General features: G+C 59.3%; 17 protein-coding genes and 1 other RNA gene. 14 read left to right on the top strand and 4 right to left on the bottom strand.

Going from position 1 to position 16,903, the window contains the following annotated elements; genetic code table 11:
- Nucleotides 1-229 precede the first annotated feature (229 nt).
- From petA to AC1DVE_RS27600, 5 genes are all read left to right on the top strand, one after another.
- On the top strand, nucleotides 230-823 hold the full coding sequence (petA, locus tag AC1DVE_RS27580) for a ubiquinol-cytochrome c reductase iron-sulfur subunit (protein ID WP_095943480.1): 594 nt from the start codon (nucleotides 230-232) through the stop codon (nucleotides 821-823).
- Entirely contained in the window at nucleotides 823-2,034 is a 1,212-nt protein-coding gene (locus AC1DVE_RS27585) for a cytochrome b (protein WP_008016686.1), read from the top strand. Before petA ends, AC1DVE_RS27585 begins: the two co-directional genes overlap by 1 nt.
- A complete protein-coding gene (locus AC1DVE_RS27590) occupies nucleotides 2,034-2,816 on the top strand; it encodes a cytochrome c1 (protein ID WP_223458985.1) in 783 nt (260 codons plus the stop codon). The genes AC1DVE_RS27585 and AC1DVE_RS27590 overlap by 1 nt, the downstream gene beginning before the upstream one ends.
- 150 nt (nucleotides 2,817-2,966) lie before the next feature.
- Complete coding sequence (locus AC1DVE_RS27595; RefSeq protein ID WP_007905304.1) at nucleotides 2,967-3,584, top strand: glutathione S-transferase N-terminal domain-containing protein; 618 nt, start codon at nucleotides 2,967-2,969, stop codon at nucleotides 3,582-3,584.
- A 16-nt stretch (nucleotides 3,585-3,600) separates the two neighbouring features.
- Nucleotides 3,601-4,014, top strand: a complete 414-nt coding sequence (locus AC1DVE_RS27600) for a ClpXP protease specificity-enhancing factor (protein WP_007998247.1) — start codon at nucleotides 3,601-3,603, stop codon at nucleotides 4,012-4,014.
- A gap of 51 nt (nucleotides 4,015-4,065) precedes the next feature.
- On the opposite strand, the gene AC1DVE_RS27605 is transcribed toward AC1DVE_RS27600, so the two are convergent.
- From AC1DVE_RS27605 to AC1DVE_RS27620, 4 genes are all read right to left on the bottom strand, one after another.
- Entirely contained in the window at nucleotides 4,066-4,644 is a 579-nt protein-coding gene (locus tag AC1DVE_RS27605; protein ID WP_046041915.1) for a BON domain-containing protein, read from the bottom strand.
- The gene (locus tag AC1DVE_RS27610) at nucleotides 4,641-5,234 is read right to left on the bottom strand and encodes a phosphoheptose isomerase (RefSeq protein WP_223458987.1); all 594 of its coding nucleotides are present in this window, start codon (nucleotides 5,232-5,234) and stop codon (nucleotides 4,641-4,643) included. The genes AC1DVE_RS27605 and AC1DVE_RS27610 overlap by 4 nt, the downstream gene beginning before the upstream one ends.
- 104 nt (nucleotides 5,235-5,338) lie before the next feature.
- The gene (locus AC1DVE_RS27615) at nucleotides 5,339-5,701 is read right to left on the bottom strand and encodes a YraN family protein (protein ID WP_008045939.1); all 363 of its coding nucleotides are present in this window, start codon (nucleotides 5,699-5,701) and stop codon (nucleotides 5,339-5,341) included.
- Nucleotides 5,701-7,512, bottom strand: coding sequence for a penicillin-binding protein activator (locus AC1DVE_RS27620; protein ID WP_223458989.1), 1,812 nt, complete (start codon nucleotides 7,510-7,512; stop codon nucleotides 5,701-5,703). Before AC1DVE_RS27620 ends, AC1DVE_RS27615 begins: the two co-directional genes overlap by 1 nt.
- A 177-nt stretch (nucleotides 7,513-7,689) precedes the next feature.
- On the opposite strand from AC1DVE_RS27620, the gene rsmI reads away from it, so the two are divergent.
- From rsmI to mraY, 9 genes are all read left to right on the top strand, one after another.
- Nucleotides 7,690-8,595, top strand: coding sequence for a 16S rRNA (cytidine(1402)-2'-O)-methyltransferase (gene rsmI / locus AC1DVE_RS27625; protein ID WP_223458991.1), 906 nt, complete (start codon nucleotides 7,690-7,692; stop codon nucleotides 8,593-8,595).
- Between the two features lie 75 nt (nucleotides 8,596-8,670).
- Nucleotides 8,671-9,024: RNase P RNA component class A (gene rnpB, locus AC1DVE_RS27630), an RNA gene on the top strand.
- Between the two features lie 541 nt (nucleotides 9,025-9,565).
- Entirely contained in the window at nucleotides 9,566-10,021 is a 456-nt protein-coding gene (gene mraZ, locus AC1DVE_RS27635; protein ID WP_007917012.1) for a division/cell wall cluster transcriptional repressor MraZ, read from the top strand.
- On the top strand, nucleotides 10,018-10,965 hold the full coding sequence (gene rsmH / locus AC1DVE_RS27640; RefSeq protein WP_411741650.1) for a 16S rRNA (cytosine(1402)-N(4))-methyltransferase RsmH: 948 nt from the start codon (nucleotides 10,018-10,020) through the stop codon (nucleotides 10,963-10,965). Before mraZ ends, rsmH begins: the two co-directional genes overlap by 4 nt.
- Nucleotides 10,962-11,255, top strand: coding sequence for a cell division protein FtsL (gene ftsL / locus AC1DVE_RS27645; protein WP_223458993.1), 294 nt, complete (start codon nucleotides 10,962-10,964; stop codon nucleotides 11,253-11,255). The genes rsmH and ftsL overlap by 4 nt, the downstream gene beginning before the upstream one ends.
- Nucleotides 11,255-12,994 (top strand): peptidoglycan D,D-transpeptidase FtsI family protein, encoded by a 1,740-nt coding sequence (locus AC1DVE_RS27650; RefSeq protein WP_223459011.1) that lies wholly within the window; start codon nucleotides 11,255-11,257, stop codon nucleotides 12,992-12,994. Before ftsL ends, AC1DVE_RS27650 begins: the two co-directional genes overlap by 1 nt.
- Complete coding sequence (locus tag AC1DVE_RS27655; RefSeq protein WP_223458995.1) at nucleotides 12,994-14,457, top strand: UDP-N-acetylmuramoyl-L-alanyl-D-glutamate--2,6-diaminopimelate ligase; 1,464 nt, start codon at nucleotides 12,994-12,996, stop codon at nucleotides 14,455-14,457. Before AC1DVE_RS27650 ends, AC1DVE_RS27655 begins: the two co-directional genes overlap by 1 nt.
- On the top strand, nucleotides 14,450-15,817 hold the full coding sequence (locus tag AC1DVE_RS27660; protein WP_223458997.1) for a UDP-N-acetylmuramoyl-tripeptide--D-alanyl-D-alanine ligase: 1,368 nt from the start codon (nucleotides 14,450-14,452) through the stop codon (nucleotides 15,815-15,817). Before AC1DVE_RS27655 ends, AC1DVE_RS27660 begins: the two co-directional genes overlap by 8 nt.
- Nucleotides 15,817-16,899 carry a phospho-N-acetylmuramoyl-pentapeptide-transferase gene (gene mraY / locus AC1DVE_RS27665; protein ID WP_223458998.1) on the top strand — a complete coding sequence of 361 codons (1,083 nt, stop codon included), beginning with the start codon at nucleotides 15,817-15,819 and terminating at the stop codon, nucleotides 16,897-16,899. The genes AC1DVE_RS27660 and mraY overlap by 1 nt, the downstream gene beginning before the upstream one ends.
- Nucleotides 16,900-16,903 lie beyond the last annotated feature (4 nt).

Below are 16,903 nucleotides of genomic sequence, written 5' to 3' on the forward strand. Positions count from 1 at the left end.
CGGAGCTGGGCGTTTTTTTATGTCTGCGATTTATCAAAGAATTGCGCTGTGACAACTTGCCACATCCGCAGACGCCCTATACTACAAGGCTTGGGGGTGATGGGCTCCGGTAATTACCTTGTCAGAATTGGGGCTTTTCATTACCATTCGGCAAAATTTTTATAAGTACATAGTTTTACTTAGTAGATGCCTGATTTAACAGGCCACAAAGCTGATGGGAGAGGACTGAATGAGCAATGACGGCGTGAATGCAGGCCGGCGTCGCTTCTTGGTAGCAGCCACATCCGTGGTGGGTGCTGCAGGAGCGGTGGGGGCTGCGGTCCCGTTCGTGGGGTCATGGTTTCCCAGTGCCAAGGCGAAAGCCGCAGGTGCACCGGTGAAAGTGAATGTCAGCAAAATCGAGCCAGGCCAGCAGATGATTGCTGAGTGGCGCGGCCAGCCGGTGTTCATCGTCCGCCGTACACCGGAAATCCTGGGGAATCTGAAGAAGATCGAGGGCCAGCTCGCTGACCCGACCTCCAAGAACTCGACACAACCGACTTACGTTGATCCGGAAACCCGTTCGATCAAGCCTGAGGTCCTGCTGCTGATCGGTATCTGCACGCACCTGGGTTGCTCGCCGACCTTCCGTCCCGAAGTGGCACCTGCGGATCTGGGTAAAGACTGGGTAGGCGGCTATTTCTGCCCTTGCCACGGTTCCCACTACGATCTGGCCGGTCGCGTCTACAAGTCGCAACCTGCGCCTTTGAACCTGCCAGTTCCCCCGCATTCCTATGAGACCGATGAAATTATTATCATTGGCGTCGATACGGAGAAAGCGTGATGAGCAAGTTCATGGATTGGGTTGATGCGCGCTTTCCCGCCACCAAGATGTGGGAAGACCATCTCAGCAAGTATTACGCTCCGAAGAACTTCAACTTCTTCTATTTCTTTGGCTCCCTGGCGCTGCTCGTTCTGGTCAACCAGATCGTCACCGGTGTCTGGCTGACCATGAGCTACAACCCGTCGGCGGAAGAGGCGTTCGCTTCCGTCGAATACATCATGCGTGACGTCGAGTACGGCTCGATCCTGCGTCTGCTGCACTCCACCGGCGCTTCGGCGTTCTTCATCGTGGTCTATCTGCACATGTTCCGTGGCCTGCTCTACGGTTCGTACCAGAAGCCGCGTGAGCTGGTGTGGGTCTTCGGCATGCTGATCTACCTGGCGCTGATGGCTGAAGCCTTCATGGGTTACCTGCTGCCTTGGGGCCAGATGTCCTACTGGGGTGCCCAGGTGATCATCTCGCTGTTCGGTGCGATCCCGGTCATCGGCAACGACCTGACCCAGTGGATTCGTGGTGACTACCTGATTTCCGGTATTACCCTGAACCGCTTCTTCGCCCTGCACGTGGTTGCCCTGCCGATCGTTATCCTGGGTCTGGTGGTGTTGCACATCCTGGCATTGCACGAAGTCGGTTCGAACAACCCGGACGGCGTGGACATCAAGAAACACAAGGACGAAAACGGCATACCGCTGGACGGCATTGCCTTCCACCCGTACTACACCGTGAAAGATATCGTCGGCGTGGTGGTGTTCCTGTTCATCTTCTGCTCGATCGTGTTCTTCTTCCCGGAAATGGGCGGCTACTTCCTTGAAAAGCCGAACTTTGAAGTGGCGAACGCCTTCAAGACCCCAGAGCACATCGCTCCGGTCTGGTACTTCACCCCTTTCTACGCCATCTTGCGTGCGATTCCGGACAAGCTCCTGGGTGTTATCGCCATGGGCGCGGCCATTGCTGTGCTGTTCGTCCTGCCATGGCTGGACCGTAGCCCGGTCAAGTCGATGCGCTACAAGGGCTGGCTGAGCAAGATCTGGCTCTGGGTGTTCTGCATCGCATTCGTGATCCTGGGTGTGCTGGGCGTATTGGCCCCAACCCCTGAGCGTACGTTGCTGTCGCAGGTATGTACCTTCCTGTACTTCGCCTACTTCATTCTGATGCCGTTCTACACCAGGCTCGAGAAGACCAAACCGGTTCCGGAAAGGGTGACTGGCTGATGAAAAAACTATTTGCTGTATTGATGCTTGCTGCGTTGCCAGTGTTCGCTTTCGCAGCTGAGCACGGTGGCCCCGAGCTGGAAAAAGTCGACATCGACGTTTCGGATAAAGCAGCCATGCAGGACGGCGCACGTACGTTCGCCAACTACTGCATGGGTTGCCACAGTGCCAAGTTCCAACGCTATGAGCGTGTTGCCGACGACCTGGGCATTCCCCATGAGTTGATGCTGGAGAAGCTGATGTTCACGGGTGCCAAGATCGGCGACCACATGAGCATCGGCATGCAGCCAGCGGACGCCAAGGCCTGGTTTGGCGCAGCGCCGCCGGACCTGACCCTGGTTGCCCGTGTACGCGGCACCGACTGGCTCTACGGTTACCTGAAGTCGTTCTACGAAGATCCTGCGCGCCCATGGGGTGTGAACAACAAGGTTTTCCCGAACGTGGGTATGCCTAACGTCCTGGCCGGCCTGCAAGGTCGCCAGGTGGTTGGTTGCAAACAGGTTCAGATCGTCGAAGACGGCAAGAAGCAATTTGATCCGTTGACCGGCACGCCATTGACTCATGAAGCGTGCGATCAACTGACCATCGTGCCGAAAAGCGGTGCTCTGACTGAAGAGCAGTTCGATGAGAAGGTCAAGAATCTGGTAACCTTCCTGGCTTACTCGGCTAACCCGGTTAAGCTGCAACATCAGCGCATAGGTACGTACGTATTGTTGTACCTGGCGTTCTTCTTCGTCTTCGCTTACCTGCTCAAGCGCGAATACTGGAAAGACGTGCACTGATAAAGCTTCAAGCTATTGCTGTTAATCGCGCGCGCCCAAGGGCTCCTCTGAAGATGTAGCGAAACTGGTAATCCAGTCGTTACGGGAGGCGCCCTCTGGGCGCGCTCGTTTTTGAGCTTTCGATAATTTCTACAAGCGAGGAGGATCGCCATGGGCGTGACCAATCGGTTGGCCTGTTACTCCGACCCCGCCGACCACTATTCCCACCGAGTGCGCATCGTACTGGCAGAGAAGGGTGTCAGCGCCGAGATCATTTACGTGGAGGCTGGTCGCCAGCCACCTAAACTGATTGAAGTGAACCCTTACGGCAGCTTGCCCACCCTGGTCGATCGCGACCTGGCGTTGTGGGAGTCGACTGTGGTGATGGAATATCTGGATGAGCGTTACCCGCACCCGCCACTACTGCCGGTTTATCCCGTGGCGCGTGCCAACAGTCGTCTGCTGATTCATCGTATTCAGCGTGACTGGTGTGGCCTGGTGGATCTGATCCTGGATTCACGGACCAAGGAAGCAGCCCGCGTTGTCGCTCGTAAAGAGCTGCGCGAAAGCCTGACGGGTGTGTCGCCGTTGTTCGCCGACAAGCCATTTTTCCTCAGCGAGGAACAAAGTCTGGTGGATTGCTGCCTATTGCCAATACTCTGGCGATTGCCGATTTTGGGTATAGAACTGCCGCGGCCTGCCAAGCCGCTGCTTGATTACATGGAGCGCTCGTTTGCGCGTGAGGCTTTCCAGGCAAGTCTGTCTGGTGTCGAACGCGATATGCGCTAAGGCTTAAGGAGCCGCTATGAACTCCAGTCGACCTTATCTGGTCCGCGCGCTCTATGAGTGGATTGTGGACAACGATTGCACCCCGCACATGCTGGTCAATTCCGAGTACCCGTCGGTGCAGGTGCCTCAGGGGTTTGCCAGTGACGGACAGATCGTCCTGAATGTATCGCCACAAGCCGTGCGTCACTTGCACATGGATAACGAGGCGGTCAGTTTCGAGGGGCGCTTTGGTGGCGTGCCGCACACCTTGTACGTGCCAATTGCTTCGATCCTGGGTATCTACGCCCGGGAGAATGGCCAGGGCATGGTGTTCGATCTGGAATCGCCGATGGGCGAGGACGACGAGATCGAACCGGATGACGATCTTCCGCCGCCCGACAGTGAGCCGCCGCGTCCAAGCGGTCGCCCCAGTCTGAAAGTGGTGAAGTAATAAAAAAGGCGATCCAGATGGATCGCCTTTTTTATTGCGCGTGATTGCAGGTCAGTCGATGTACTCGAACAACTTCACAATCTTCTGTACGCCGGAAACGCCTTGTACCAGGTTGGTCGCCTGTGCCGCTTCCTGTTTGGTCAGCAGGCCCAGCATGTAGACAATGCCGTTTTCAGTGACAACCTTGATGCGCGAACCAGGGATGTTTGCATCGGTGAGCATCTGGGCCTTGATCTTGGTGGTCAGCCAGGTGTCATTCTGGCGGGCCAGCAACGAGGAGGGCGGCAGGACTTGCAGTTCGTTGTGCACCTGTTTCACGCGCTGGACAGCGGCGGCGGCCTGTTCGGCCTTGGCCTTGAGGTCTGCGCGTGGCGTTTGCCCGGCGAGCAGCACGACACCGTTGAAGCTGGTGACGACGATATGCGAATCCTTATCCAGGGCCGGGTCGGCCTTGGCGACGTTCACGCCAACCTTGGTGTCGATCAGGGAATCGTCGATCTTGCTGCCCAGTGTGCGAGTACCGCGGTCATCTTCAATCGGTGCTTCACGGCTGGCGGTCACCACCGAGGTGCAGCCGCTGATGCCGAGGCACAGTGTCAAGGCCAGTAGGCCAAGGCGATTAGGGGTCATTCTTCACTCCCGAACAATTGGCTGTCGATCAAGTCGCAAAGGCAATGGATCGCCAGCAGGTGGACTTCTTGAATACGAGCGGTGACGTTGGCCGGTACGCGAATCTCGACGTCCTCGGGCAACAGTAGCGACGCCATGCCGCCGCCATCACGTCCCGTCAATGCTACGACAATCATTTCGCGATCATGTGCGGCCTGGATCGCTTGAATTATGTTGGCCGAGTTGCCGCTGGTGGAGATGGCCAGCAACACATCGCCCGGTTGGCCGAGCGCACGGATCTGCTTGGAGAAGATTTCGTTGTAGCTGTAGTCGTTGGCGATCGAGGTGATCGTCGAGCTGTCGGTCGTCAGGGCGATGGCCGGCAGGCTCGGGCGCTCGCGCTCAAAGCGATTGAGCAGCTCGGACGAGAAGTGCTGGGCGTCACCGGCAGAGCCGCCGTTGCCACAGGAAAGCATTTTGCCTTCGTTGAGCAGGGCGTTGACCATGACCTGGCTGGCTTGCTCGATGTGCGGTGCAAGTACTTCCATCGCCTGTCGCTTGGTGTCGATACTGGCCTGAAAAAGCTGGCGAATTCGGGATTGCATGTCCATCTGTGTGACCTTAAGTAGCGCGGCTGTTCGGCACGTGAACGTGCAGCCCGCAAAGCAAAGAGCAAAAGTGTTGGGTGATAGTGTCCGGTTCGCAATGCCGGCGATCAGCCGTCGAAGGCATTCTGTAGCCAGTTCAACTGATCGAGGTTGCTGTCGATGGCAATCACGTCGAAGCGGCAAGGGGAATTGGCCCAGCGCGGCTCGCGCTGAAGAAAATATTGCGCGGCGAAAATCAGTTTTTGCCGTTTGCGCTCATCGATGCTATCGAGCGCGCCACCCCATTGAGTGTTTTTTCTGTAGCGGACCTCAACGAATACTACTGTATCGCCATCTAGCATGACCAGATCAAGCTCGCCGCGTTTACACAACCAGTTCTGCGCCAGCAGGCGCAGACCCTGTTGCTGAAGATGCTCGAGCGCATGGCGCTCGGCATCCTTGCCGCTTTGCTGGCGTGACCTGTCGGGCATCAGCGAGCGGTGTCCGGCAGGCGCTGAACCTGGCCATTGGCGAACTCGGCCCATGGCAACTGGCGCACGACCCGCTGGCTCTGAGATATGCCAAGGCTGCCCGACTCGCCGTCGATGCGGCTGTCTGGCAGTGACTTGAGCTGGCCCAGGCGTGGCGCCAGACGATAGGCGTCCACACCCATGGCATACAGGCGCCCCAGGCTGCCGGCGGCTTGTGGCCACTGGGCGGTGACCTGGCGGCGCAGTGGATCATTGGCGTCCAGCAACCATGGCGTCTCGCAGAAGCGAATGCCATTCATGTCGTTGTACTGGTTGACGTCACCGCTGGCGCTGAACACGTGGGAGGTGGCGTAGACCGGAACATCGCCTGCGTACTGGAAGTTCAGGGTCGGTTTGATCTGCTGGGCCTGTTGCGGTGTTGCGGCGAGGAAAATGAACTCGATGTCCTGGCGGCGCGATGGTTGGGCAGCGACTTGCGAGCCAACCGTGCTTTGCAGGCTCTTGGCGCGACCTTCGCTCTGACGCAGCTGGAACATGTCGGCAATCTGCTGGGCCAACTGGACCGGCTGATCGACGCGTTCGGTGGCGACGATGGTGCCGCCATTGGCTTGCCAATCCTGGCTGAATGCCTTGAGCACGCGGTCGCCCCATTCACCTTTCGGCACCATGATGGCTGCGCGATGCAGGCCGTCGGCGCGAGCGCGGCGCGACACTTCGCGGGCTTCGTCTTCAGCGGCAAGACCGAACTGGAACAGCTGCGCCGGGCCTTGATCGCCCTCGCTGTAATTCAGTGCCAGGGTGGTGATCGGCAATTGCGGGCGAGAGCTCAGCTGTTTGACCAGCGGCTTCTCCAGCGGGCCGACGACCAGTTGCACGCCATCGGCCTGGGCCTTGCGGTAGAACTCGTCCATGGAAGTCAGGCGCGAGCTGTCATAGAACTCGATGGCGGGTGGTTTCTGCCCGGCCTGTTGGGCCTGGTAGTGAGCGGCCATAAAGCCGTCGCGCAGTGCTTTGCCGACCGAGGCCAGCGGGCCGTCCTGAGGCAGAAGCAGGGCGATCTTGTTCAGGGGCTGGCTGGCCAGTTCCTTGAGTTGGGTCAGAGGCTGCGGCAATTGGATGGCTGCCGGGTGTTTTGGATTCCGCGCGCGCCAGTTTTCAATGGCAGCTTGTTGCTGCTCCAGGGTGCCGGCGGATTTCACGGCCAGCGCCAGGGCCATCCAGCCGCCGAGATCGTCGTTGGTGTTTGGCTGCAATTGATCGGTTGGCAGCGAAGCGATCAGGACCCAGATGGCTTCGTGGTTTTTGCTCGCGGCCTCACCTTTTAGCATCGGGGCGATGAAAATGCGCTCGCGAGCGGCGGCGAGGGTCTGGCCATCGGCTTCAAGTGCGCGGGCGTGAACGGTGCCGGTGCGGACCTGTTGTTCGACGGGCAGTTCGCTCAAGCGTTGCAGGCTCGGATGGCTCAAGGCAGCCAGCGCGGCCTTGGGCTGATTGCGGGTCATGGCCAGCTCCGCCGCCAGAGTACTGGCGAAAACTTGTGGGCCCGGCTTGAGCTGTTCGATCGGAACCTGTTGCAGGATTTGCGCGGACTGGCCGGCATTGCCCTGGCGATAGGCCAGGTCGGCAGCGCTCAGGCGCAGCAGGGCGGCATCTTCCGGTGATTTGCTTTGGGAGGCCTTCTCAAGCAGTTGCTCGATACTGGCGTCCGGTGTCCGTGGAAGTTCGCCAAGGCTGGAGGAGGGCGAGCTGGCGCAAGCCGCCAGCAAGGCAGCGAGGCAGAGGGCAGATAACAGCCGCAGGCAAGCGATCATGTAAGCGTTCCTGATACTCGATCAAATTAGCGTGGAATTGTACCCAAGCACTGGCCGGGGCGCGATGTTACTGGCGTGAATCGATCAATTTAGCTGGTGTAAATGTTGCGCCAGTGCACAAACGGTCACCGATACCTCGTTTGCTTGCGGGTATCGTGAGCTTCGCTACGCGCTACAATGGCGACTTTTACCGATCATGAGGTGTGCGCTTTGACTGCTCCAGGTGCTTTGAATTCCGCTGCTGGCTCGCTTTATGTGGTGGCGACGCCCATCGGCAACCTGGATGACATCAGTGCGCGGGCGCTGAAGATTCTGCGTGAAGTGGCCTTGATTGCCGCGGAAGACACCCGCCATTCCCAGCGCTTGATGCAACACTTCGGCATTTCAACGCCATTGGCGGCCTGCCATGAGCACAACGAGCGGGATGAAGGTAGTCGCTTTATCACTCGTCTGCTTGCCGGTGACAACGTGGCGTTGATCTCCGACGCCGGGACGCCGCTGATTTCCGATCCGGGTTATCACCTGGTGCGGCAAGCCCGGGCGGCGGGCATCAATGTAGTGCCGGTTCCGGGCGCCTGCGCGTTGATTGCAGCGTTGTCGGCGGCAGGGCTGCCTTCCGACCGTTTCATTTTCGAAGGTTTTCTGCCGGCCAAGGCGGTGGGGCGGCGTGCGCGTCTCGAGCAGGTAAAGGAAGAACCTCGCACATTGATCTTCTATGAGGCCCCGCATCGGATCCTTGAATGCCTGCAGGACATGGAGCTGGTGTTCGGTCCCGAGCGCCCGGCGCTGCTTGCCCGTGAGCTGACCAAGACGTTTGAAACGCTCAAGGGGCTGCCGCTGTCTGAGCTGCGCGAGTTTGTCGAGTCGGACAGCAATCAGCAGCGCGGCGAGTGCGTGGTGCTGGTGGCGGGCTGGTCCGCGCCCGAAGAGGAAGGTGCCGTCAGCAGCGAGGCGATGCGCATCCTCAACCTGTTGCTCGAAGAAATGCCGCTCAAGCGTGCGGCGGCTTTGGCGGCGCAAATCACCGGCGAGCGAAAGAATGTGCTGTACCAGATCGCGCTGGATCAGCAGAAGGGCGAGTAAAACCCGATGCGCAGGCATGCTCAATGGCGCTTGGTGCTTGTTCTTCGGGCGCTGTGCCGGTAACCTTCGCGGCGGAGAGTCGATCGGACAGTCGCTGCCCTCTATGAAAATTAGGGGGGGGAGGAAAGTCCGGGCTCCATAGGGCGAAGTGCCAGGTAATGCCTGGGAGGCGTGAGCCTACGGAAAGTGCCACAGAAAATAACCGCCTAAGCGCTTCGGCGCCGGTAAGGGTGAAAAGGTGCGGTAAGAGCGCACCGCACGTCTGGCAACAGTTCGTGGCTAGGTAAACCCCACTTGGAGCAAGACCAAATAGGGTCCCAAGGCGTGGCCCGCGCTGGGACCGGGTAGGTTGCTAAAGATGTCCAGTGATGGCCATCGTAGACGAATGACTGTTCAAGACAGAACCCGGCTTACAGATCGACTCTCCACCTTTTTCTCCTCTCTGCTTAATTTATTGGGCAGAGTGTGTCGGTGGTAGCAATTTCCCTCCTTGCACAATCGTCAGAAGGAGCAGTTTTGTGATATCGATTAGCCCGCGCTTGTAGTGATCGCATAAACTCCACGCAGCACCGGTTTTCTTCGTTACACGGTCGTCAGCAGAAGCAGTTTTGTGATATCGATTAGCCCGCGCTTGTAGTGATCGCATAAACTCCACGCAGCACCGGTTTCCCTCCTTACACAATCGTCCGCAGAACCACTTTTGTAATACCAAAAAAATCTTACTCTTAATAAATTACTTTAACTTCCGAACGCAGCCTCCTGTGCTGATTCAAGTTATTGGTCAGTTTCATCTGCCGGATCCTCATTGCTCCTCCTTTAATGCTCCTAAATCTCAGTTCTGTAAGGGTTTTCCTTTAATCCGCGCCTTGACGGTGTGGTGGGCGCATTCCTATAGTGTGCGTAAGTGGCGGAAAGTGGCATGAAGTGGGTTTTTTGAACTCAAAACGCTAGAATTTGGAGAAGCGCTGACGTGTTTCGCGGAGCCAACGCTATCAGTCTCGATGCAAAGGGCCGTCTCGCAATGCCGAGCCGGTACCGTGACGAGCTCGATTCGCGCAGCTCCGGTCAATTGATCGTGACAATTGATGCCGTTGATCCTTGTTTGTGTGTTTACCCCCTCGATGAGTGGGAAATTATTGAAACCAAACTGCGCGCACTGCCTTCGCTTCGCGAAGAGAACCGCCGCTTGCAACGTTTACTGATTGGTAATGCCGTCGACCTCGAGCTCGATGGCAGTGGTCGTTTTCTGGTTCCGCCGCGTCTTCGTGAATATGCCAAGTTGGATAAGCGCGCGATGTTGGTAGGCCAACTGAACAAGTTCCAATTGTGGGACGAGGATGCCTGGAACGCGGTTTCTGCCGCTGACCTGGCTGCCATTCAACAACCGGGCGCGATGCCTGATGAACTGCGTGATTTGATCCTGTGACTATTGATAGCGGCTTTAACCACATCACCGTACTGCTTGACGAAGCCGTCGAGGCTCTCGCCGTACGTCCTGATGGCTGCTATCTGGACGGCACGTTCGGGCGCGGCGGACACAGCCGGTTGATCCTCAGCCAGCTCGGTCCCGATGGTCGGTTGCTCGGATTCGATAAAGATCCACAAGCGATTGCCACCGGGCAAACGCTAGCGGCCGAAGACGGCCGCTTTGTCGTTGTGCAGCGCAGCTTTGCCGAGCTCGGTTCGGAAGTCGCCGAACGCGGGATGAACGGCAAGGTCAGCGGCGTTCTGCTGGATCTGGGCGTATCTTCGCCGCAGCTCGACGATCCTGAGCGCGGCTTCAGCTTCCTCAACGACGGTCCGCTGGACATGCGCATGGATCCGTCCCGTGGCATCAGCGCCGCCGAATTCGTCAACACCGCGCCTGTGGAAGAAATCGCCCGGGTGTTCAAGGAATACGGCGAAGAGCGTTTCTCCGGCCGCATGGCCCGTGCCGTGGCCGAGCGCCGCGACATCAAGCCATTCGAGCGCACCGGTGACCTGGCAGAAGTCCTGAAGGTCGCCAACCCGGCGTGGGAAAAGGGCAAAAACCCTGCAACCCGCGCCTTCCAGGGGTTGCGTATTCACGTCAACAACGAACTGGGTGATCTGGAAACCGGCCTTGAAGCCGCGCTGGAATGCCTGGAAGTGGGCGGTCGCCTGGTGGTGATCAGCTTCCATTCGCTGGAAGACCGTATCGTCAAGCTGTTCATGCGCAAGCTGGTGAAAGGCGAAGCCGACAACCTGCCGCGCAACCTGCCGGTTCGGCATGTCGCCTTCGAACCGAAAATCAAAGTCCATGGCAAAGCGCAGACGGCCTCCGACGCCGAACTCAAAGCCAACCCACGTTCCCGTAGTGCTGTCATGCGTGTGGCGGAGAAGCTGCGGTGAGCAAGCTTTTCGCCAAGCCTTTGCCCGGCGGAAGCTTCTTCATGCTGCTGCTGTTTGTCGGCGTGCTGGTGTCGGCCATCGGCGTGTCTTACAGCGCCCACTGGAATCGCCAGTTGCTGAACACGCTGTACAACGAATTGAGCGTGCGCGACAAGGCGCAAGCCGAGTGGGGCCGGTTGATTCTGGAGCAGAGCACCTGGACCGCCCACAGCCGTATCGAAGTGCTGGCCACCGAACAATTGAAAATGCACATCCCCGGTGCCGCTGACGTGAAGATGGTGGCGCCATGATGAAACTCGAAGGTGCACTCTTTCCTTGGCGGTTCCGCGTGGTGCTGGGTTTGCTTGGCGTCATGGTGGCCGCGATTGCCTGGCGCATTATTGACCTGCAAGTGGTCGATCGTGCCTTCCTTAAAGGTCAGGGCGATGCGCGCAGCGTTCGTCATATTCCGATTCCGGCTCACCGTGGTCTGATCACCGACCGTAACGGCGAGCCTTTGGCCGTCAGTACCCCGGTGACCACTCTGTGGGCCAACGCCAAGGAAATGCAGCTGGAAAAAGACAAGTGGCCAGCACTGGCCGCAGCGCTGGGACAGGATCCCAAAGCCCTGACCGAGCGTCTTGAAGCCCAGGCCAACAAAGAATTCATTTACCTGGTGCGCGGGCTGACGCCTGAGCAGGGTCAGGCCGTGCTCGACCTGAAGGTGCCGGGTGTCTATGGCATCGAAGAGTTTCGGCGGTTTTATCCTGCCGGCGAAGTCACTGCTCATATGGTTGGGTTTACCGACATCGACGATCACGGTCGTGAAGGCGTCGAACTGGCCTACGACGAATGGCTGGCCGGGGTCCCTGGCAAGCGTCAGGTGATCAAGGACCGGCGCGGCCGGCTGATCAAGGATGTCCAGGTCACCAAAAACGCCAAGGCCGGTAAGCCCTTGGCGTTGTCCATTGACCTGCGCCTGCAATACCTGGCCAACCGCGAATTGCGCAACGCGATCATCGAGAACGGCGCCAAGGCCGGCAGCCTGGTGATCATGGACGTGAAGACCGGCGAGATTCTCGCAATGGTCAACCAGCCGACCTACAACCCGAACAACCGTCGCAACCTGCAGCCGGCGATGATGCGTAACCGCGCGATGATCGACGTGTTCGAGCCAGGCTCGACCATGAAAGCGATCTCGATGAGCGCCGCGATCGAAACCGGCCGCTGGAAACCGAGCGACACCGTCGAGGTGTATCCGGGCTCCTTGCAGATTGGTAAGTACACCATCAAGGACGTATCGAAGACCGAAGGTCCGGTACTCGACCTGACCGGGATCCTGATCAACTCCAGTAACGTCGGCATGAGCAAGGTCGCATTCGATATCGGCGGCGAAACCATTTTCCGTCTGGCGCAGAAAGTCGGCCTCGGCCAGGACACCGGCCTGGGCTTCCCGGGCGAGCGCGTCGGCAACCTGCCGAACTACCGTGAATGGCGCAAGGCAGAAACCGCCACACTGTCCTACGGCTACGGTATCTCCGTGACCGCGATCCAGTTGGTCCACGCCTTCTCGGCCCTGGCCAACAACGGTCGCCTCGCACCGCTGACCCTGATCAAGACAGACAAGGCACCGCAAACCACCCAGGTGCTGCCGGAGGCGGTCGCGAAAACCATGCAAGGCATGCTGCAACAAGTGATCGAAGCCCCGCGCGGTGTATTCCGTGCGCAGGTGCCGGCGTATCACGTGGGCGGCAAGTCGGGTACTGCGCGTAAAACCTCGGTTGGCACCAAGGGTTACGCCGAGAACTCCTACCGTTCGTTGTTCGCCGGTTTCGGCCCGATGAGCGATCCGCGTTACGCCATCGTGGTGGTAATCGACGAGCCGACCAAGGCCGGTTACTTCGGTGGCCTGGTTTCCGCGCCGGTGTTCAGCCGAGTGATGTCGGGCACCCTGCGCCTGATGAACATTACGCCGGACAACCTGCCACCTACTCAACAAGCGAACGCAACACCGGTCGTTCCGCTGAAAGCCAATGGAGGGCGCGGCTGATGTCTCTGAGCCTGAACAAGATTTTCCCTCACGCCGGCCACGATCTGCTGATTCGCGAACTCGCCCTGGACAGCCGCAATGTGCGCGCGGGTGATCTGTTCCTCGCCGTGCCGGGCGGGAAATTCGATGGGCGCGCGCATATTGCCGACGCCTTGCAGCGCGGTGCTGCTGCGGTGGCCTATGAAGTAGAAGGCGCCACGATCCTGCCGATCACTGAAGTGCCGCTGATTCCGGTCAAAGGCCTGGCGGCTCAACTGTCGGACATCGCCGGGCGTTTTTATGGCGAACCTAGCCATCACCTGAACTTGGTGGGCGTAACCGGCACCAACGGCAAGACCAGCGTGACGCAATTGGTCGCCCAGGCACTGGACCTGCTCGGCCAGCACTGCGGCCTGGTCGGCACGCTCGGTTCCGGTTTCTACGGTGCGCTGGAAAGCGGCCTGCACACCACGCCGAATCCGATTGCCGTGCAAGCGACCCTGGCGGACCTGAAGAAGGCCGGGGCCAAAGCCGTCGCCATGGAAGTTTCTTCCCATGGCCTGGACCAGGGTCGCGTGACCGCATTGGCCTTCGATGTGGCAGTGATGACCAACCTGTCCCGCGATCACCTGGATTACCACGGCACCATGCAGGCTTACGGCGAAGCCAAGTCCAGGCTGTTTGCCTGGAATGATTTGAAATGCCGCGTGGTCAACCTCGACGACAAGTTTGGTCGGCAACTGGCCGCCGACAAGTGCGAATCGCGGCTGATCACCTATAGCCTGGAAGATTCCAGCGCTTACCTGTATTGCCGCCAGGCGCAATTCGACGACGAAGGCGTGCGCGCCACGCTGGTCACGCCACAAGGCGAGCACCACTTGCGCAGCACCTTGCTCGGTCGCTTCAACCTGAGCAATGTCCTGGCGGCGGTCGGCGCGTTGCTCGGTCTGGATTACGCCCTGGACGAAATCCTCAAGGTGCTGCCGCAGCTTGAAGGCCCTGCCGGTCGCATGCAGCGTCTGGGCGGTGGTTCGCAGCCGCTGGTGGTGGTCGATTACGCCCACACCCCGGATGCCCTGGAAAAAGTATTGCTGGCCCTGCGTCCACACGCCAAGGGGCGGTTGCTGTGCCTGTTCGGCTGTGGCGGTGACCGTGATCGCGGCAAGCGCCCGTTGATGGCTGAAGTGGTCGAGCGCTTGGCCGATGGCGTACTGGTGACCGATGACAATCCGCGCACTGAAGACCCATCGGTGATTTTCGATGACATCCGCGCCGGTTTCACGGCTGTGGATAAAGTGGAGTTCGTTGCCGGTCGTGGCCAGGCGATTGCCCAACTGATCGCCAGCGCTTCGGTGGACGACGTGATTGTCCTGGCCGGTAAAGGTCACGAGGACTATCAGGAAATCAACGGCGAGCGTCATGCCTTTTCCGATCTGGTCGAGGCCGATCATGCCTTGACCGCGTGGGAGGTGGCCCATGCTTAAGGCCTTGAAACTGAGTGAACTGACCGCTGCACTGAATGCTCGCCTGGTGTCCGCCGATGCCAGTTTCGACGGTGTCAGCATCGACAGCCGCGCAATCAAGCCCGGTCAACTGTTTATCGCGTTGGCCGGTCCGCGCTTCGATGGTCATGATTATCTCAATGAAGTCGCCGCCAAGGGCGCCGTGGCTGCGCTGGTCGAGCGTGAAGTCGCCGACAGCACGCTGCCGCAGTTACTAGTCAGCGACACTCGGCAGGCCTTGGGCCAGTTGGGTGCGCTGAATCGCGCCGCCTACACTAATCCGGTCGCAGCCGTCACCGGTTCCAGCGGCAAGACCACGGTCAAGGAGATGCTTGCGAGCATCCTGCGTACGCGCGGTGCAGTGCTGGCGACCCGTGGCAACCTGAACAACGACCTCGGCGTGCCGCTGACCTTGCTTGAACTGGCACCGGAACACACCGCTGCCGTGATCGAACTGGGCGCGTCGCGCCTGGGTGAAATTGCCTACACCGTCGACCTGACCAAGCCGCACGTGGCCATTCTCAATAACGCCGGGACCGCCCACGTCGGCGAGTTCGGCGGTCCGGAAAAAATCGTCGAAGCCAAGGGCGAGATCATTGAAGGGCTGGATGCCGATGGCGTCGCCGTTCTCAATCTCGACGACAAGGCATTCGGTATCTGGAAGGCGCGCGCCGGTGACCGCAAAGTGCTGACGTTTGCGTTGAGCAACTCCAGCGCCGATTTCTACGCCAGTGACCTGGCCACCGATGCGCGCGGCTGCCCGGCGTTCAACCTGCACAGCCCTGAAGGCTCGGAGCGCGTTCAACTGAACCTGCTCGGCACCCATAACGTCGCCAATGCCATGGCAGCCGCCGCTGCCGCCCATGCCCTGGGTGTGTCGCTGTTCGGTATCGCCGCTGGCCTTGGCGCGGTGCAACCGGTCAAGGGTCGCACCGTTGCGCAATTGGCCAGCAATGGCATGCGCGTGATCGATGACACTTACAACGCCAATCCCACCTCAATGTGCGCTGCCGTTGATATACTGGCCGGCTTTTCCGGTCGCACCGTCCTGGTGCTCGGGGATATCGGCGAGTTGGGCGAATGGGCGGAGCAGGGGCACCGCGACGTGGGCGAGTACGCCCGTGGCAAGGTTTCTGCGCTGTACGCCGTCGGGCCAATGATGGCTCACGCCGTGAACGCATTCGGTCCACAGGCTTTTCACTTCAGCACGCAGGCTGAGCTGATCAAGGCCCTGGGCGCCGAGCAAGACACAAACACCACCATTTTGATCAAGGGGTCGCGCAGCGCTGCGATGGAAAACGTCGTCGCCGCCTTGTGCGGGTCCAGTCTGGAGAAACATTAATGCTGCTGCTGCTAGCGGAGTATCTGCAACAGTTCTACAAAGGCTTCGCGGTCTTCCAGTACCTGACCCTGCGCGGGATTCTCGGTGTACTGACCGCGCTGGTCCTGTCGCTGTGCTATGGCCCATGGATGATCCGCACGTTGCAGAACCGTCAGATCGGTCAATCCGTTCGCAACGACGGCCCGCAGTCGCACCTGTCCAAGTCGGGTACACCGACCATGGGTGGCGCGCTGATTCTGTCATCCATCGGCGTCAGTACCCTGCTTTGGGCTGACCTGACCAACCGTTACGTCTGGGTCGTACTGTTGGTGACCCTGCTGTTCGGCGCCATCGGCTGGGTCGACGACTACCGCAAGGTCATCGAGAAGAACTCCCGGGGGCTGCCAAGTCGCTGGAAGTATTTCTGGCAGTCGGTATTCGGTCTGGGCGCGGCGATCTTTCTGTATGTGACCGCCGCCACTCCGGTGGAAACCACGCTGATCCTGCCGATGCTCAAGGACTACAGCATTCCTCTGGGCGCCGGTTTCATCGTCCTGACCTACTTTGTGATCGTCGGTTCGAGCAACGCGGTCAACCTGACCGACGGCCTCGACGGCCTGGCGATCATGCCGACCGTGATGGTCGGCGGTGGCCTGGGCATTTTCTGCTACCTGTCGGGTAACGTGAAGTTCGCCGAATACCTGCTGATTCCTTACGTACCGGGCGCAGGCGAGTTGATCGTGTTCTGTGGCGCGTTGATCGGAGCTGGCCTGGGCTTTCTCTGGTTCAACACCTATCCGGCACAAGTCTTCATGGGTGACGTCGGCGCACTGGCGCTGGGCGCGGCCCTGGGCACCATCGCGGTGATCGTCCGTCAGGAAATCGTCCTGTTCATCATGGGCGGCGTGTTCGTGATGGAAACCCTGTCCGTCGTCATTCAGGTCGCCTCTTTTAAACTGACCGGTCGCCGCGTATTCCGCATGGCACCGATTCATCACCACTTTGAACTCAAGGGCTGGCCCGAGCCGCGCGTGATCGTCCGTTTCTGGATCATCACCGTGATTCTTGTGCTGGTCGGCCTTGCCACCCTGAAGCTGAGGTAGAAAC

This window comes from Pseudomonas sp. P4_B4 (assembly GCF_056402255.1).

Bases quoted from the DNA above. Each gene is read 5' to 3' on its own strand.
- AC1DVE_RS27605 (WP_046041915.1), bottom strand. From the start codon at position 4,644: ATGACCCCTAATCGCCTTGGCCTACTGGCCTTGACACTGTGCCTCGGC.
- AC1DVE_RS27610 (WP_223458987.1), bottom strand. From the start codon at position 5,234: ATGGACATGCAATCCCGAATTCGCCAGCTTTTTCAGGCCAGTATCGAC.
- AC1DVE_RS27660 (WP_223458997.1), top strand. From the start codon at position 14,450: ATGCTTAAGGCCTTGAAACTGAGTGAACTGACCGCTGCACTGAATGCT.
- AC1DVE_RS27590 (WP_223458985.1), top strand. From the start codon at position 2,034: ATGAAAAAACTATTTGCTGTATTGATGCTTGCTGCGTTGCCAGTGTTC.
- AC1DVE_RS27655 (WP_223458995.1), top strand. From the start codon at position 12,994: ATGTCTCTGAGCCTGAACAAGATTTTCCCTCACGCCGGCCACGATCTG.
- petA (WP_095943480.1), top strand. From the start codon at position 230: ATGAGCAATGACGGCGTGAATGCAGGCCGGCGTCGCTTCTTGGTAGCA.
- AC1DVE_RS27620 (WP_223458989.1), bottom strand. From the start codon at position 7,512: ATGATCGCTTGCCTGCGGCTGTTATCTGCCCTCTGCCTCGCTGCCTTG.
- rsmI (WP_223458991.1), top strand. From the start codon at position 7,690: ATGGCGACTTTTACCGATCATGAGGTGTGCGCTTTGACTGCTCCAGGT.
- AC1DVE_RS27615 (WP_008045939.1), bottom strand. From the start codon at position 5,701: ATGCCCGACAGGTCACGCCAGCAAAGCGGCAAGGATGCCGAGCGCCAT.
- AC1DVE_RS27600 (WP_007998247.1), top strand. From the start codon at position 3,601: ATGAACTCCAGTCGACCTTATCTGGTCCGCGCGCTCTATGAGTGGATT.
- AC1DVE_RS27595 (WP_007905304.1), top strand. From the start codon at position 2,967: ATGGGCGTGACCAATCGGTTGGCCTGTTACTCCGACCCCGCCGACCAC.
- mraY (WP_223458998.1), top strand. From the start codon at position 15,817: ATGCTGCTGCTGCTAGCGGAGTATCTGCAACAGTTCTACAAAGGCTTC.
- AC1DVE_RS27585 (WP_008016686.1), top strand. From the start codon at position 823: ATGAGCAAGTTCATGGATTGGGTTGATGCGCGCTTTCCCGCCACCAAG.
- AC1DVE_RS27650 (WP_223459011.1), top strand. From the start codon at position 11,255: ATGAAACTCGAAGGTGCACTCTTTCCTTGGCGGTTCCGCGTGGTGCTG.